We start from the raw sequence: 15476 nt of genomic DNA, 5'->3' as shown, positions 1-15476 counted from the left end.
GAGCCTTTGAGCTATAATAGAAAATATTATATGCAAGGTTCTTTTTGTGGAAAAAAGTCTAGATTATAAAGTAGGGCAAAAATTAAAAAGCTGGAGGTTAGAGCGAGGGTACACTCAGAAAGATTTAGCAGAGAAAATTGGTGTAAAATACTGGGTGATATTGCAATATGAGAAAGGGAATCGTAGAGTTCCAATTGAAAGGTTGTATGCTATAACTGAGGCACTATCAATCAGTATTACGGATCTTATTCCTGTATCAAAAAGCTGTCTTGAAGATGAAGAAGAAATATTAAATCTAGTAAGAGAATATAAAAAGATTAACGATCAGGAGTTACGTAAGATGTTTTGTTTGCTAACCAAATTTGTCCAAATTAGTGAGAAAAGTAGTAGAAAATCGGAAAAAATAAAAATTGCAAAGAGTCTGGTTAAAGCAGGAGTTTCTGTTGATATTGTTGCAAAAACAATTGGTCTGTCTGCTGATGAATGTGTTGAAGAAAAAGTTGGTTCTATCTACTACCAAATAGGCAAAAAGATAAAGGAATGGAGACTGGTAAGAGAGTGCACTCAAAAGGATTTAGCAGAGAAAATGACTACAACACGTGATGAAATAAGTAACTATGAGCAAGGAAGGACTGCTGTTCCACTTGATAAATTATATGAAATGGCAGAAGCATTATCGATTAATATTATGGATCTACTAATAGAGGAAGGGAGTAAAGTGAAAAATGAGCTACCTGATTTGATTAAAGAATACAAAGAAATTGAGAGCCAAGAACTACGTAATGCACTAATAAAATCTCTGTTTGAGGGAATACGTATTTGTGAGGAGAAAGTGAGAGAGATAGAAAGGATTAAAGTTGCAAAGGATTTAGTAAAAGGGGGAATTTCTATTGATATTATTTTGCAAATAGTTGGTTTATCCACTGATCAAATTGCATGAAAATTTATTTCTAAGTAAGGTATATATGTTTGTTTCTGTAAGAGATATTAGTTCTATAAGTTATAAAATAGGGCAAAAAATAGAAGATTGTAGATTAATGCAAAGGTGTACTCAAGCAGAGTTAGCAAGTAAAATCGGATTAGCATATAAAGAAGTAACCAATTATGAAAATGGGTATATTCCTATTACGATTGAAGTACTATATGTAATAGCAAGAGTACTGTCAGTTAATGTTGTAGATCTATTACCTAAACCAATAACAGTAAGAGAGTATGAAGATGAAGACGAAGAAATACTCTATCTAACAAAAATATATGAGAATCAAAAGTTAGGCAAAATAGTACCTTCATTAATCAGGTTTGTTCATATTAGCGAGAAAATCAATCAAGAGGAGGCAAGATTAGAAGTAGCAAAAAATCTAGTTAAAGAAGGAGTTTCAGTTGACATAATTTCCCAAGCAACCGGCTTATCTATTTACGAGTATGATAATACAGAGAAAGAAGTCTGCACTGATTCTATATACTACAGAGTAGGGCAAAGAATAAGAGAATGGAGATTGATAAGGAGATACACTCAAAAAGATTTGGCGGATAAAGTTGGTTTAACACTCAAGGAAATACACGACTATGAAAGAGGGTATACTGCTATAACATTTGATAAATTATATGAAATATCAGATGCATTATCAGTGAATATTAAAGTTCTGCTACCTAAAACAAGAGAAAGCAAAAAGCTATTGAGTTTAATGGATGAGTACGGAGAACAAGAATCATTAGTCAAATCTCTATCTGAAGATATGAAAAGTGGCAAGGAAAAAGTTAAAAAAGCAGAGAAAATCAGGGAATGTTCAAAAAAGCATACGCGTCAAGTTAAGAGATTGTGAGCAAATTTAGAGAGGTTAAAGTGGATACTCTAGCCCTTCTACGTTTGTCTTTTAATGAAAATCGCGACCAAGTTATAGTGAGTTTTTTAAGAAATGCTTTTAAACTATTAATTTTGGTTAATACTAAAAATAACTCTCTAACCCGCCTTTTTAGCTCAATAAATGCCTTTGTTAAGCTAAGTTCTGTATTCTTTTTCACTTCTGTGCAACCAACTATGCCGTGAAATATAAGAATTGCGCACAATTTAGCATATAGTTCACATAATACTCTGCATGGCTTTCCTTTTAGCTTATCAAGCCTGATATGGCTTTTATACAATTTAAATAATAACTCAATTTGCCACCTTACTCTGTAAATCGTTAATACTTGCTCAGCACTAATTTTATTTTCTGGAACATTAGTTATAAATATTGACCAGTTCAACAATTTTTGATTTCTTTTAGAGGATGTATATCCCTGCGATCTTGCTAATCTATTAGCTTTCCTTCTTCTGGCCATAGACTGTTCTTCAGTTAGTTTCTGACATATAATTCTTACTCTAATTTTTGCTTCTTTTCCTAACAATACCTCGTTTTCTAAAAATAACTTATCCTCTAAACATTCTAATAACTCCATTTTTTGATTTGTTTCTACATCATATATGTTGGTATCGGATTTATAACGACTTATGAAATAAGCTCCTATTTCATTGATTTGTTTAAAAGAACTTGGCACAAAATAACCGAGATCAGATATTAGCAAATCATTGCTTAATATATTACTTAAATGTTTCCTATATCCCTGGTCTGATCTTACCCCCTCCGTTAAATTAAGTTGGTCTATTATCTGATTCATGTAGTCGAAAACTAATTGTAACTTTATTCCAGACTTAGTATTGCTTTCATAGCCACTGTAGCTAGTACCATAACCTTTATACATCTCTTCCATACTGTTAGGTAGAGTAATATAGCTACTGTCCAATAATTTAACACTATTAAATTGCTGTAAGATTTTGCAATCAACTTGCAAGATATTTTTAAAGAGAATCACAGATTCATTATACATCCTTTTCATAAATTCCACTGCTTCTTCAGTAAATCTAAAATCCAAACCTTGTTTTGTTATATCTATCGAGTCCTCGTTTAGTAATTGACACATTGTTTCTACGCTACAATTATCAACTCCTATATTACCCAAGACCATGGCTTTTACGAATGATGAACCTTTTAGCTTTCTCTTTCTTTTTATAAACCTTGTTGTAATTGAGATTTTCTCTGCTTTTTCATTAAAAATTTCTTTGAGCTTTTTTGATAAGCAAGTTATTTTATTCATTGGTTCTCTCACTAAAAGTATATCTGGGAGAACTTATACCTTATTATTCTATCTCTTTCATACCTTTATTTCCTTAACTTGACGCGTATGCTTATCATAACAGTGAAGCTATTTATTTATCTTCGCAATCTGTGCAGGTTAATGACAAAAAACTTAGGGTATTTGGCGTCTCATGTTTAATTTTTCGCACTACGTGCATCGCATGTCTTTAAAAATTTTTAGGTTTTTACCTATATAAGCCGAAACGCGCTTACAAAGCGTTTAAGACAGCAAAAAACGTCAAATTGACAAGGGAGAATTTGAATGCTAGCTACTACGGGGTTTCTTTGCCTTTTTTCCTGCTTAGTAAATTTCTTAAACACTTGCGGTGTAGGTTAGTTGCAAGTTAAAAGCAGCTAAATCGCTCTTAATCAAGCGTTTTAGAATAAAAAAAACGCCGATATTTTAGTACATAGTAAATAGCCAACCACCACGGGGCTTCTTTTACCTTTTTTTTATTTAGTAAATTTCTTAAATATTTATGGCTAAAGCAATTTAAGAGACCGAAAATGGTGTCATTTCAGTGCCCCTGTAATGTCATCCCAGTGCCCTGACTACTTGGATCCAGGAATTTTATTAAGTTGGTGAGCATAAAAATAGCTGTTTTACGTTAAAATACAATGTTTTGATGATTATGGAAAGGCTGGATTCCAGTGCCAAGCACTGGAATGACATCCTCCCTTATGGAAATTGCTCTCAAATCACAATGTTCGTACAGCTATGGAATGAATCGCGGTATGACGGTTATCAGTAAACATGAATTACTTTAGCTATGCAATCAGGCTTCCTAAAAACACTTTGTAGCCAATCAATTCTTGAGTATAAAAAGAATTCCTTTAATAATAAGGTATGCTAATCAGGAATTTAATAAAACAAGCAACTCAAGTAGGAAGCAGTGAAAATGCAATACGGTATGTCGAATATCTCTATCAATTTGAGAAGTTTAGAAACACATTAAACCTCACTTTATCACTAATAAAGCAAAATAGGCTCTCATTTGAAATATACCAAGAGGGATTAGTGGATATGGAAGAGGGAGTGTGTAAGACAATCAGGTCTTCCAGTGTAAATAGATATGTTATTGTACTGAGGAAGTCAAACCCATACATTATAGTGCATGAACTTTCACACATGGTTGAAAATGAACTGAACTTAAATTTGGAGCAGGAATTCCTCCATAAAGTTTACCAGGATATTGAGCAGAACCTAAAGCAAGCAAATATTCTTGTGCAGAAAATTATCGGCCAAGTTATATTTAAGGAGATACAGGCTTATCAAACTGCAAAATCACGTGCATCTGAATTATTTGCACGCTATTTTGAGCTATTTGCTTGGGCGCAGGAGGTTTACCCTAAAGATAAAGAATACTTAATCCGCACTCAAGACTTAAACAAAGTGTTCCTTGCTACTGGCCAATGGAAAAAGAGCTACCTTGATTCACAAATGATGGAGAGAATAGATAAGGAAATCAAGGAATACAGCAATAAAACTGCCACTAAAGACGTAACCAAAGTGCAAAGCAGTTGGACTAATAAATTTTCTCCTGGGGGCAAAAAAATTAGCTCTATATTTGGAGATGATGATTAGCTTATAGTGCAGGTTTTCCTAGGTCATGCCGCCGCGAACCGTCATACCGCGATTCATTCTTTTGGTGTACGAACATTGCAATTTGCAGGTAATTTGAGTAGTAGATGGTGTCATTCCAGTGCTTGACACTGGAATCCAGGAATTTGGATTGGGCACTAAGTTGGTGAGCATAAAAGTGGCTGATCTTATGTTAAAACACAACGTTCTTGATGAGATTACGGCAAGGCTGGATTCCAGTGTCAAGCACTGGAATGACACCATTTGCTGTGCAGTTTACCTTTAAGAATGAATGTTCGTACAGTTGTGCGCGGTATCTCATCAGCTAACACGTAGCGGAATGACGGTTGTCGGTAAATCTTTTAGCTATAGAAGTTAACTTTGCAGTTAACTTCTACAGCGTTTCAAAGTATAGTTTTGGTAATACAGTAACTAAATATACATGAAAACCATTTTAGCTGTTGAAACAAGCTGCGACGAAACTGCAGTAGCGATTGTAAATAGTGACAAGCAAGTCCTTGCTCACAAGATTCTTTCTCAAGTAGAACACAAAAAACGCGGTGGGGTGATTCCTGAGATAGCTTCACGTGCTCATATGGAACATTTAAGTGGCCTGATAAAAAGCGCTGTAAAAAAATCTAACCTTAACTTTTGTGACCTCAATGCAATTGCAGCAACATCAGGACCAGGACTCATAGGTGGATTAATAGTTGGTACAATGATGGCTAAAGCAATTGCGCATGTAGCACAAAAACCGTTCATTGCAGTGAATCACTTAGAAGCGCATGCATTGGTTATTAGGTTACTGCATGAGGTAAAATTTCCATTTTTAGTCCTACTAATATCAGGTGGTCACTGTCAATTTTTAATTGCACAGGATGTAGGTAAATACATTAAACTTGGAGAAACGCTCGATGATTCACTAGGAGAAGCATTTGATAAAGTTGCTAAGATGCTGGGTTTAAGCTACCCAGGAGGCCCATTAATTGAAAAGTTGGCTAAAAAAGGCAATGGCACAAGATTCAAACTGCCAAGGGCAATGATAAAACGTTCTGGATGTAACTTTTCGTTTTCTGGGATTAAAACAGCAGTAAAAAACTTAGTACAAGAACTTAAAATGAGCGAGCAAGATGTGTGTGATGTATGTGCTTCGTTTCAAGAGTGTATTAGTGACATACTGCTGGACAGGGTTAGTAATGCGATTATTATGGCCGAATCTTTAAATATCAAAATCAATGACTTTGTGATTACCGGCGGAGTTGCAGCAAATAATTTCTTGAGAGAAAAATTAAAACAACACATAAACTTAAACATATTTTTTCCCCCTAACGACCTATGTACAGACAATGCAATTATGGTTGGATGGACAGGAATTGAAAGGTTACAGAAAAATTATATAGATCCACTTAATTTTGCACCAAGACCTAAGTGGGAGTTAGAGAGTTATTAAAAGCTCTCAATTCTGAATTATAGCTAAAGTGACTTAGGTTCTCTAATTGCACATAAGTCAACAATAATTTTCACACAAATCAAAACAGCATATCTTCTCCATAATCCTTGGTAATTTTACATAAGTTAAAAGTAGCATATGGTTCTCTCCGCGGTCTGAGATGACAATAAATTTGTCAAGCCGCATTATACTTGTTAGGCGGAAGTGGACGGCAACATATTTACCACGAAGTCTAACTAAGTTCTTGCTTGTCCCTTCCATCGGCATTGCTATCTTTATTTTCAATAAAATTATTGTCCTATGCTCTTTTGATGTTTATTGATAATAAAATTCTGTTTTATCAACCAACATCCTATGCATAATTACAGCTAATTTTCTTGCTACTGCTACAATTGCTTTTTTCATTCCTTTTTTCTTCGCAACCCCAGTTTTTTAATTTAAATGTCCTCTTGGTAACTGTAAGCATTGTTTGTGCAGCTTCATATAACATACTTCTACATTCCGCTGGTCCCATCTTTGATATGCTGCCATGCCGATCAACTTCTCCAGAAGAATATTGCCTTGGTGTCAACCCTATATATGCTCCAACTGTATCAGATTTCTCAAACCTATGTGGGTTATCAATTGCAGCTTTATACGTCATTGCTACTATAATCCCCACTCCTGGAACAGTAGTTAACAATTTACAATCATCGTCTTTTTCACCTTGTTCTGAAAGCATTTTGTCAAGCTTTCTTAATGACTTTTCTATTGCTTCCAAACTACAAACTAACGCTTCAATTGAACTCCTACTGATTTCATCCAAATTATTTATTGCCTCTTGTATTCTTAAAGCGAAAGTTTCAAATTTTGATCCTTTATCGACCATGTATCTTCAACCATACGCGTCAAGTTAAGAGATTGTGAGCAAATTTAGAGAGGTTAAAGTGGATACTCTAGCCCTTCTACGTTTGTCTTTTAATGAAAATCGCGACCAAGTTATAGTGAGTTTTTTAAGAAATGCTTTTAAACTATTAATTTTGGTTAATACTAAAAATAACTCTCTAACCCGCCTTTTTAGCTCAATAAATGCCTTTGTTAAGCTAAGTTCTGTATTCTTTTTCACTTCTGTGCAACCAACTATGCCGTGAAATATAAGAATTGCGCACAATTTAGCATATAGTTCACATAATACTCTGCATGGCTTTCCTTTTAGCTTATCAAGCCTGATATGGCTTTTATACAATTTAAATAATAACTCAATTTGCCACCTTACTCTGTAAATCGTTAATACTTGCTCAGCACTAATTTTATTTTCTGGAACATTAGTTATAAATATTGACCAGTTCAACAATTTTTGATTTCTTTTAGAGGATGTATATCCCTGCGATCTTGCTAATCTATTAGCTTTCCTTCTTCTGGCCATAGACTGTTCTTCAGTTAGTTTCTGACATATAATTCTTACTCTAATTTTTGCTTCTTTTCCTAACAATACCTCGTTTTCTAAAAATAACTTATCCTCTAAACATTCTAATAACTCCATTTTTTGATTTGTTTCTACATCATATATGTTGGTATCGGATTTATAACGACTTATGAAATAAGCTCCTATTTCATTGATTTGTTTAAAAGAACTTGGCACAAAATAACCGAGATCAGATATTAGCAAATCATTGCTTAATATATTACTTAAATGTTTCCTATATCCCTGGTCTGATCTTACCCCCTCCGTTAAATTAAGTTGGTCTATTATCTGATTCATGTAGTCGAAAACTAATTGTAACTTTATTCCAGACTTAGTATTGCTTTCATAGCCACTGTAGCTAGTACCATAACCTTTATACATCTCTTCCATACTGTTAGGTAGAGTAATATAGCTACTGTCCAATAATTTAACACTATTAAATTGCTGTAAGATTTTGCAATCAACTTGCAAGATATTTTTAAAGAGAATCACAGATTCATTATACATCCTTTTCATAAATTCCACTGCTTCTTCAGTAAATCTAAAATCCAAACCTTGTTTTGTTATATCTATCGAGTCCTCGTTTAGTAATTGACACATTGTTTCTACGCTACAATTATCAACTCCTATATTACCCAAGACCATGGCTTTTACGAATGATGAACCTTTTAGCTTTCTCTTTCTTTTTATAAACCTTGTTGTAATTGAGATTTTCTCTGCTTTTTCATTAAAAATTTCTTTGAGCTTTTTTGATAAGCAAGTTATTTTATTCATTGGTTCTCTCACTAAAAGTATATCTGGGAGAACTTATACCTTATTATTCTATCTCTTTCATACCTTTATTTCCTTAACTTGACGCGTATGGTTTGATAATCTATCTAACTTAACTCATATAGCGATGTTCTATGTGCCACACCTTGCACTTGGTATTCCACTTGATGAAATAGATATTTCATATAGCAAGATTAATGATGTCAATCTAGAGGATGTAAATAATAAAATCCGTGCTATTTTTTCTGCTAATAAGTTAATTGGTCGTTTATTACCAAAAGGAGATAATAATGAGAATAAGTAAAATTATATTTCTATTTTTTTTCTGTCTAGGCTTTAATTTACAAGCAAGTGGTAACCTAAATATAGAGGAGGTCACTACCCGTAAAGGATTTAAGTTTTTATTTGTAGAAAATCATGATTTGCCAAAAGTTTCACTAAATATATCGTTCAAGGATGCAGGTTATGTGTATGAGAATAAGGAAAAACAGGGGCTTGCTTGGTTTACTTCTCTTGTAATCCAAGAAGGGGCAGGAAAAAATGATGCCAAAGATTTTGCGAAAAAGCTTGAAGATAAAGGGATTAGTTTAAATTTTATTGCTGATTTAGAAGCATTTAGGGTTTCATTAAATACTTTGTCTGACAATCTAGAGGAAGCAATTTCATTACTGAGCGATACTATAATGCGTCCTAAAGTTGACCCTGAAGGGTTGAATAGAGTTTTCGAGAAAGCCAAAGTTGATTTTAATAATCTTGAAAAAAATCCTTATTTTGTTGCTGGAAAAGAATTAGATACGTTATTGTTTAAAAAACATCCTTACTCAAAAAGTGTGTACGGTACTCTTGATACTATAATGAGCATTACTAGAGACGATGTTTTAACATACATAAAGCGTAATTTTGCTAAAGATAACATAGTTATCAGTGTTGCTGGTTGTACAAAAAAAGAAGAAATTATTACGCTATTAGATAAATATTTATCTAAATTGCCGTCAAAAAGATCAAAAGTTAGAAAAATACCTGTAAAAAATAATTTTGGTTCTGCAGAAAGTAAGAATATTTTTATGGATATACCACAGAGTGTGATACTTTTTGCTCAAAAAGGTATAGCTTATGAAGATCCTAATTATTATAACGCTGGTGTCTTAATTGATGCACTTGGTGGCATGAGGCTGAATTCAATATTAATGACAGAACTGAGGCAAAACTTGGGTATTACTTATGGTGTTTATGCAAGTATTATTTCCAATAAACATGGAAATATTATATCTGGATTTATAAGTACTGATAGTTCTACTGCTGGCAAAGCTATATCAGCAGTAAAAGATACATTTAGCAGAATAAAAAAGCAAGGAATTGACGAACAATTGTTCAAGGATGCAAAAATTGGCTTGGTAAATAATCTTGTCCTTTTCCTGTCCAATAACACAAATACAGCAACGCTGCTAGATAATATGCAGATAAATGATCGTGATGTTAACCGTATAAATAATTATGCGAATATCATTAATGATGTTAAATTAGAGGAAGTAAACGAACTGGCAAGTTCTTTACTGGAACCTGAAAATTTATTTTTTGTTGAAGTTGGAAAAAACGCTCAAGGTCAATAATTATTACAGTCATATATCTTCTGCTATTGACCTTACTGCTTCTACATAACACTTATGCTCCTCAGCTAGAATGCGTTCTGAGAGGCTTTGAATATCATCAGCTGGTAACACTGGTACAACAACTTGAGCAATTATGGCTCCAGCATCAACTTCAGGAGTGACATAATGTACAGTACAACCTGTAATTTTTACACCTGCTTTTAGAGCTTGCTCTTGAGCGTTTAGGCCTTTAAAAGACGGAAGTAAAGAGGGATGAATATTTATCACCTTGTTATGCCATTTACTCAGAAAATCAGCTTTGAGAATTCTCATAAACCCTGCAAGGCAAATTAAATCAACCTTATGTTGAACAAGTATTTCGTGAATTTTACCAGCATCAAGCGGTTTATCTTTAACAATAAACGCTGAGATTCCTGCTTGCTCTGCTATTTTCAGACCAGCAGCTTCGCTATTATTTGTGATAACACATGCAACTTCTGCGGAAAAATTCTGATCTTGACATGCTTCTATTAAGGCCTGCATATTCGACCCCCTACCTGAAATTAGTATTCCGAGTTTTATCTTTTTCATTATAGCACAGTTAGTTTAGAATTTAGTTAATACTAACAAAACAGCTCAAAAGGAAAACTTATTTTATAGCAAAGAAGGCAGACTAAACTCTTTATATAAGTGGACCTCTAATTTTGGACCTCACTGGACAACACAAAATAACGAATAGCCCCATGTACCCAGCTAAAACTAGCTTTAATGCTTAGATATTGTGCTATTTTTGTATAATATACTACTATAAGTATATATTTTTGTAATCGCGTTATTATTTATTTAACAAAGTATTAGTATAATTTATTACACTGGATTAAATGGAGAAAGTTCAATGAGTAAATTACCGAACAATGCAAAAATAGGTAAATCTCAGGTTACTCAGTGGGAGGTAATAAAAAATTGTGAATATGCTGATAATTGCTTGTCAAAAATAGTAACTTTGTACGTTATTAGAATAACTCAGCTATCAGATTTTTATACGAGTGACGAACCTGAAATTAACACTGTTTTAGCAAGAATAAGCGTGACAAGTGAAAATGTATTTTTAAACAAGGCTACTACTATTGAAGTTATGGAAGGTATTTTTCCGTATAAATTCAACAGCAAGAAGAGAAATAACGTATTAAGGTTAGAAGATTTGTATAATTATTTATGTTCTATTGTTAACAATAGCCTTCCAAAAGAAATGCTTGAAAGTCTTGTAAGGGAATATAAGGATGCTGTTAACTTATTTAAAGCAATTACTTAACTGAACGTAGTATTTTTAAGATTTTATTTTCTATTTCAGAAATGCCGCTTTCAAGATCTTTATCTATCAAATACATGGTAGAGAAATATGTTTTCTGCTTACTTTCAACATTGATAGTTAAAGTTCCGGGAGTGATTGTGACTGAATTGGCAAATAACGCAATGCTTTCATCATTATGCCCTTTGCATTTTCTTAGGATAATGATTGGCTCAAGCTTAGATTTGAGTTGTAGCACCTTTTTTGTTACATAAACACTTGATAAAATGATTTGGTACATTAACCATGGTATATAACTTACTAACTTATAAAACGACAGTCTACTCGTACTATTTAAAATCTGGCTAAGAGCTCTTTCAGCGTTTATCAACCTTCTAAAGATAAACGATGTGAATATACAGGAAAACACTCCACAAAAAATAAAAAACGGCTCAAAATAACCAGACAATACAGTCCATAGAACAAATAAAATTATAAATGACAGAGAAAAAAACTTGATTTCCTTCCTAAAGTTGAGGTTTTTCATAGTCTGTAATATAACTAAAATGACTCTTTAAGGAAAGATAATAACGAATATTTAGGTTCTTGACTTCTATGTTAAAAGATATAACAACTAAGTTATGTATTTTAAGTGAGGAAGTTATGGAATATGATAAATTTATGGAAATATTAAAAAAAATAAATGACCTTTCAGATTTGAGCAAGGACAATATAGTTGAAAAAATAAAAGCTAAGTTACAAGAAGAAGATCCAGATTTATGTCAAGAGTGGGAAAAGAGTAAACCTGACAATGATAGTGGATCTGGCATAAATTACATATTTACTATATCTCGTGGTCAAAATTCTAAGGAAGTCAAATTGTTACATCTTGCTTCTTATTGGAACTGTGCAAATGTAGCAAAAGCTCTGATTGAAAACGGAGCAGATATTAATGCAGAACATGATAATAAAATTACTCCTTTACATATTGCTGCTCACTATGGCCACGAAGATGTAGTAACCATTCTAACTGGAAAAGGAGCAATTGTTGATGCAAAAAATGGTGATGGATGGACTTCTTTACATCTTGCTGCTGCAAATGGCCGCAAAGATATAGTAGAAACTCTAATTGAAAAAGGAGCAAATGTTAATGCAGAAAATGATAAAGGATGGGCTCCTTTACATCTTGCTATTACAAATGGCCACAAAGAGATAGTACAAGTTCTATCAAAAGCAGAAGGAATCAACGTTGATGCAAAAAATAGTGATGGGTGGACTTCTTTACATCTTGCTGCTGCAAATGGCCGCAAAGATATAGTAGAAACTCTAATTGAAAAAGGAGCAGATGTTAATGCGAAAGACCATTATAAATGGACTCCTTTAACATTTGCTTCTCAAAAAGGCCATAAAGCGGTAAAAGAAGCTCTATTAAAGGCACAAGAGAACATCAAAGCTTTGCATTCAGCTGTTAAACATAATAATGAGGAGGAGGTGAAAAACCTATTAAATAAAGGAGTAAACGTTAATGCAAAAGATGATGATGGATGTACTCCTTTACATCTTGCAGCCAGAGAGGGCCATAAAGATGTAGTAGACATTCTAATCAAAAAAGGAGCAAAGGTTAATGCAGAAAATGATAATAGATGTACTGCTTTACATCTTGCTGCTGAAAATAACCACATAGAGGTAGTAAAAATTCTAGTTGAGAAAGCAGATGTTAATATAAAGGATGCTGATAGATGGACTCCTTTGCATGTTGCTGCTGAAAATGGCCACGAAGATATAGTAAAAACTCTAATCGCAAAAGGAGCAAAGGTTAATGCAAAAAATGGTGATAGACGTACTTCTTTACATCTTGCTGCTAAAAATGGCCACGAAGATGTAGTAAAAACTCTAATCGCAAAAGGAGCAGAGGTTAATGCAAACAATGGTGATAGACGTACTCCTTTACATCTTGCTGCTGAAAATGGCAAAATAAAAGTGGTGGAAGTTCTGCTACACACTGAAGCAGACCCTTCATTAAAAGATGTTGATGGAAAAACGCCAAGAGACCTTACTAAATATCAAGGTATAATTCAGCTTTTAGAGGAAGCGGAAAAAAAGCAAACGTTAAAAAATGAGAATAAAAAAACGCCAAAGGATCTTACTGAAAATAAAGATGTAATGCAGCTTCCAGAGAAAAAGGAAGAAAAACAAATTGGAAAAAATGCAATTGTGAAAGAAAAAGAACAATCTGCAAAAAATGCAATTGTAAAAGGTGTTATTGTGTGTTTTGTAACTGCAGTGATAGTTGGTGTTGCACTTGCATTTGCTACTGCCCTATCTGTACCAGCAATAATTGGACTAGCTGCAGGATCTGCGCTCATAGTTGGTGCTGGTCAATATATAATGTCAAAGCCTAAAACTGAAATGAAAGAAGTAAAGGAACTTGTGCCTAGAGAGACAGAAAAAGCACTTACTTGATTTTTGTTATCCTGTTGCTATCAGACTAGCCTGGCACCTTATATTTATTGGGATAACTGTTTTATTATGAATTAAGTCAAAAACTCTGTAATATATTGAAGCTTAAAGATATCTTTAGATATGGAAGTTATTGCAGAAAATAGGAAAGCAAGGTTTGAATATTTCATCTTAGAAGAATTTGAAGCGGGTATGGTCTTATTAAGCAGTGAAGTTAAATCGCTAAGAGAAAGAAAAGTAAATATTTCCGACGCCTACGTTGTTGAAAAGAATAGCGAAGTATGGCTGCACAATATGCATATTGCAGAATATAAAGCTGCGAACCGAAAAAATCATAAACCAAAAAGGGAACGTAAATTACTCTTGCATAAAAAGGAGATAAATAAACTAATTGGTCAAATCAAGACTGCTGGGATAACTGTTGTGCCGCTTTCGGTCTATTTTAACGATAAAGGATTTGCAAAAACTAAAATTGCCATTGTAAAAGGAAAAAAACTCTACGATAAGAGAGCAACCATAAAACAGAGAGAGTGGGATCGTGAAAAAAGTAGATTGTCTAAAAATAATTTATAGCAAAATATGTCTTTAAATCCAGTAATTTTCAGCATCGGTCCTGTTTCTATATATTGGTATTCCTTAGCCTACGTTTTGGGTATAGTGTTTGCATATTGGTATTTACATAGGCTAGATGACCAAAAAATATTTACTAAGAATTTTTACGATTCGTTATTAACAGCCACTATTGTAGGTATTATCCTTGGAGGTAGACTTGGCTACGTATTGATATATGATCCAGTTCTTTATATAAGCAACCCTATCGAGATATTGAAGACCTGGGAAGGAGGGATGTCATTTCATGGCGGTGCTATAGGAGTTTTGCTTGCAGTAATAATCTCCTGCAGAAGACATAACATTCCTATATTTTATGCACTGGACCTAGTTTCTTGCGGAGTTCCCATAGGTTTATTTTTAGGTCGCATAGGCAATTTTATAAACGGAGAGTTATTTGGCAGAGTTACAACTATGCCATGGGGTATGGTATTTCCAGAGAGTGGTGATAATTTGCTGCATCATCCAAGCCAGCTTTATGAGGCACTTTTTGAAGGACTGCTACTTTTTGCAGTTGCAAATTCACTGTTTTTCTTAACTAGAATAAGACTGTATCACGGTGCGTTAACTGGTATTGCAGTTATGTGGTATGGAATAGCACGTTTTTTCGTTGAGTTTTTTCGCGAACCAGACTATCAAATTGGCTATTTGTGGCTTGATTTAACTATGGGGCAGTTGCTTTCTATACCTATGGTTTTGCTAGGAATGCTTGTATATCTAGGCGCATTAAATTTAAAATTTAATACGAAATCTGTCACATAGAGAAAAGGTGAGTTCAATAGAAAAATGTAGCCAGAAGCCCCACATTATGCACAATTGTACGAATTTTCTGCGTTGCAGTAGAATGAATCGGTGGGCTTTGTTGCATCGCTAGCTATGATGGATTAAAGATAAAAAAGGTGCAGAATATCAGTAGCTTATTATTCTGGTATTTATAATAAGAACGGTCAGTGAATACCTAAATTTGAGTAAAAGAAATTTCACTACCACTCACTAATCTGGCTAAAATTCAAGAATTTCAATGCTTTAGCTATTTTCAATAGAATTAAATTTATTAATATAAATAACAAATTACTATTCTTAAATTTGATCAGATTGATTGCAAAA

Annotated in this window: 14 protein-coding genes and 2 pseudogenes; 10 read left to right on the top strand and 6 right to left on the bottom strand. The window is 33.6% G+C overall.

Going from position 1 to position 15476, the window contains the following annotated elements; genetic code table 11:
• Positions 1–46 precede the first annotated feature (46 nt).
• Complete coding sequence (gene wmk / locus OPR50_RS03395) at positions 47–940, top strand: WO male-killing family protein Wmk (protein WP_265023934.1); 894 nt, start codon at positions 47–49, stop codon at positions 938–940.
• A 25-nt stretch (positions 941–965) separates the two neighbouring features.
• On the top strand, positions 966–1823 hold the full coding sequence (gene wmk, locus OPR50_RS03390; protein WP_265024267.1) for a WO male-killing family protein Wmk: 858 nt from the start codon (positions 966–968) through the stop codon (positions 1821–1823).
• Here wmk (OPR50_RS03390) and OPR50_RS03385 read toward each other — a convergent pair.
• Complete coding sequence (locus OPR50_RS03385; protein WP_265023871.1) at positions 1810–3135, bottom strand: IS4 family transposase; 1326 nt, start codon at positions 3133–3135, stop codon at positions 1810–1812. The two genes, wmk (OPR50_RS03390) and OPR50_RS03385, sit on opposite strands and share 14 nt — an antisense overlap.
• Before the next feature lie 888 nt (positions 3136–4023).
• Between OPR50_RS03385 and OPR50_RS03380 the strand changes: the two genes are divergently transcribed.
• Positions 4024–4761 carry a WD_0702 family putative metalloprotease gene (locus tag OPR50_RS03380; RefSeq protein WP_012673220.1) on the top strand — a complete coding sequence of 246 codons (738 nt, stop codon included), beginning with the start codon at positions 4024–4026 and terminating at the stop codon, positions 4759–4761.
• A gap of 39 nt (positions 4762–4800) precedes the next feature.
• Here OPR50_RS03380 and OPR50_RS08770 read toward each other — a convergent pair.
• A pseudogene (locus OPR50_RS08770) lies at positions 4801–4902 on the bottom strand (WPE palindromic element domain-containing protein); the annotation flags it as partial.
• A 298-nt stretch (positions 4903–5200) separates the two neighbouring features.
• Between OPR50_RS08770 and tsaD the strand changes: the two are divergent.
• Positions 5201–6208 (top strand): tRNA (adenosine(37)-N6)-threonylcarbamoyltransferase complex transferase subunit TsaD, encoded by a 1008-nt coding sequence (gene tsaD / locus OPR50_RS03375; protein ID WP_182309476.1) that lies wholly within the window; start codon positions 5201–5203, stop codon positions 6206–6208.
• 352 nt (positions 6209–6560) lie between these two features.
• Here tsaD and OPR50_RS03370 read toward each other — a convergent pair whose 3' ends face one another.
• Together OPR50_RS03370 and OPR50_RS03365 are read right to left on the bottom strand one after the other, a co-directional pair.
• On the bottom strand, positions 6561–7076 hold the full coding sequence (locus OPR50_RS03370; protein WP_065095460.1) for an IS110 family transposase: 516 nt from the start codon (positions 7074–7076) through the stop codon (positions 6561–6563).
• Between the two features lie 24 nt (positions 7077–7100).
• Positions 7101–8426, bottom strand: coding sequence for an IS4 family transposase (locus OPR50_RS03365; protein ID WP_265023871.1), 1326 nt, complete (start codon positions 8424–8426; stop codon positions 7101–7103).
• 91 nt (positions 8427–8517) lie between these two features.
• Between OPR50_RS03365 and OPR50_RS03360 the strand changes: the two are divergent.
• Together OPR50_RS03360 and OPR50_RS03355 are read left to right on the top strand one after the other, a co-directional pair.
• Positions 8518–8727: pseudogene (locus OPR50_RS03360) on the top strand (insulinase family protein); the annotation flags it as partial.
• Positions 8714–10033, top strand: coding sequence for a M16 family metallopeptidase (locus tag OPR50_RS03355; protein ID WP_010962819.1), 1320 nt, complete (start codon positions 8714–8716; stop codon positions 10031–10033). The pseudogene OPR50_RS03360 and the gene OPR50_RS03355, both read left to right, overlap by 14 nt.
• A 9-nt stretch (positions 10034–10042) precedes the next feature.
• Here OPR50_RS03355 and purN read toward each other — a convergent pair whose 3' ends face one another.
• Positions 10043–10603 carry a phosphoribosylglycinamide formyltransferase gene (purN, locus tag OPR50_RS03350; protein WP_010082490.1) on the bottom strand — a complete coding sequence of 187 codons (561 nt, stop codon included), beginning with the start codon at positions 10601–10603 and terminating at the stop codon, positions 10043–10045.
• A 304-nt stretch (positions 10604–10907) separates the two neighbouring features.
• Here purN and OPR50_RS03345 point away from each other — a divergent pair, with 304 nt between their 5' ends.
• Positions 10908–11324 carry a hypothetical protein gene (locus OPR50_RS03345; RefSeq protein ID WP_010082489.1) on the top strand — a complete coding sequence of 139 codons (417 nt, stop codon included), beginning with the start codon at positions 10908–10910 and terminating at the stop codon, positions 11322–11324.
• Here OPR50_RS03345 and OPR50_RS03340 read toward each other — a convergent pair.
• A complete protein-coding gene (locus OPR50_RS03340; protein ID WP_006280659.1) occupies positions 11317–11847 on the bottom strand; it encodes a Na+/H+ antiporter subunit E in 531 nt (176 codons plus the stop codon). The genes OPR50_RS03345 and OPR50_RS03340 overlap by 8 nt on opposite strands.
• 68 nt (positions 11848–11915) lie before the next feature.
• Here OPR50_RS03340 and OPR50_RS03335 point away from each other — a divergent pair, with 68 nt between their 5' ends.
• From OPR50_RS03335 to lgt, 3 genes are all read left to right on the top strand, one after another.
• On the top strand, positions 11916–13763 hold the full coding sequence (locus OPR50_RS03335) for an ankyrin repeat domain-containing protein (RefSeq protein ID WP_265024266.1): 1848 nt from the start codon (positions 11916–11918) through the stop codon (positions 13761–13763).
• 120 nt (positions 13764–13883) lie between these two features.
• Complete coding sequence (gene smpB, locus OPR50_RS03330) at positions 13884–14333, top strand: SsrA-binding protein SmpB (RefSeq protein WP_007548863.1); 450 nt, start codon at positions 13884–13886, stop codon at positions 14331–14333.
• Between the two features lie 6 nt (positions 14334–14339).
• Positions 14340–15131, top strand: coding sequence for a prolipoprotein diacylglyceryl transferase (gene lgt, locus OPR50_RS03325; protein ID WP_006280508.1), 792 nt, complete (start codon positions 14340–14342; stop codon positions 15129–15131).
• Positions 15132–15476 lie beyond the last annotated feature (345 nt).

It is taken from the genome of Wolbachia endosymbiont (group A) of Epagoge grotiana (genome assembly GCF_947251775.1).
Taxonomy (GTDB): Bacteria; Pseudomonadota; Alphaproteobacteria; order Rickettsiales; family Anaplasmataceae; genus Wolbachia; species Wolbachia pipientis.
The sequence above is the reverse complement of the archived record's forward strand: the minus strand, read 5'-3'. Positions and strand labels throughout refer to the sequence as shown.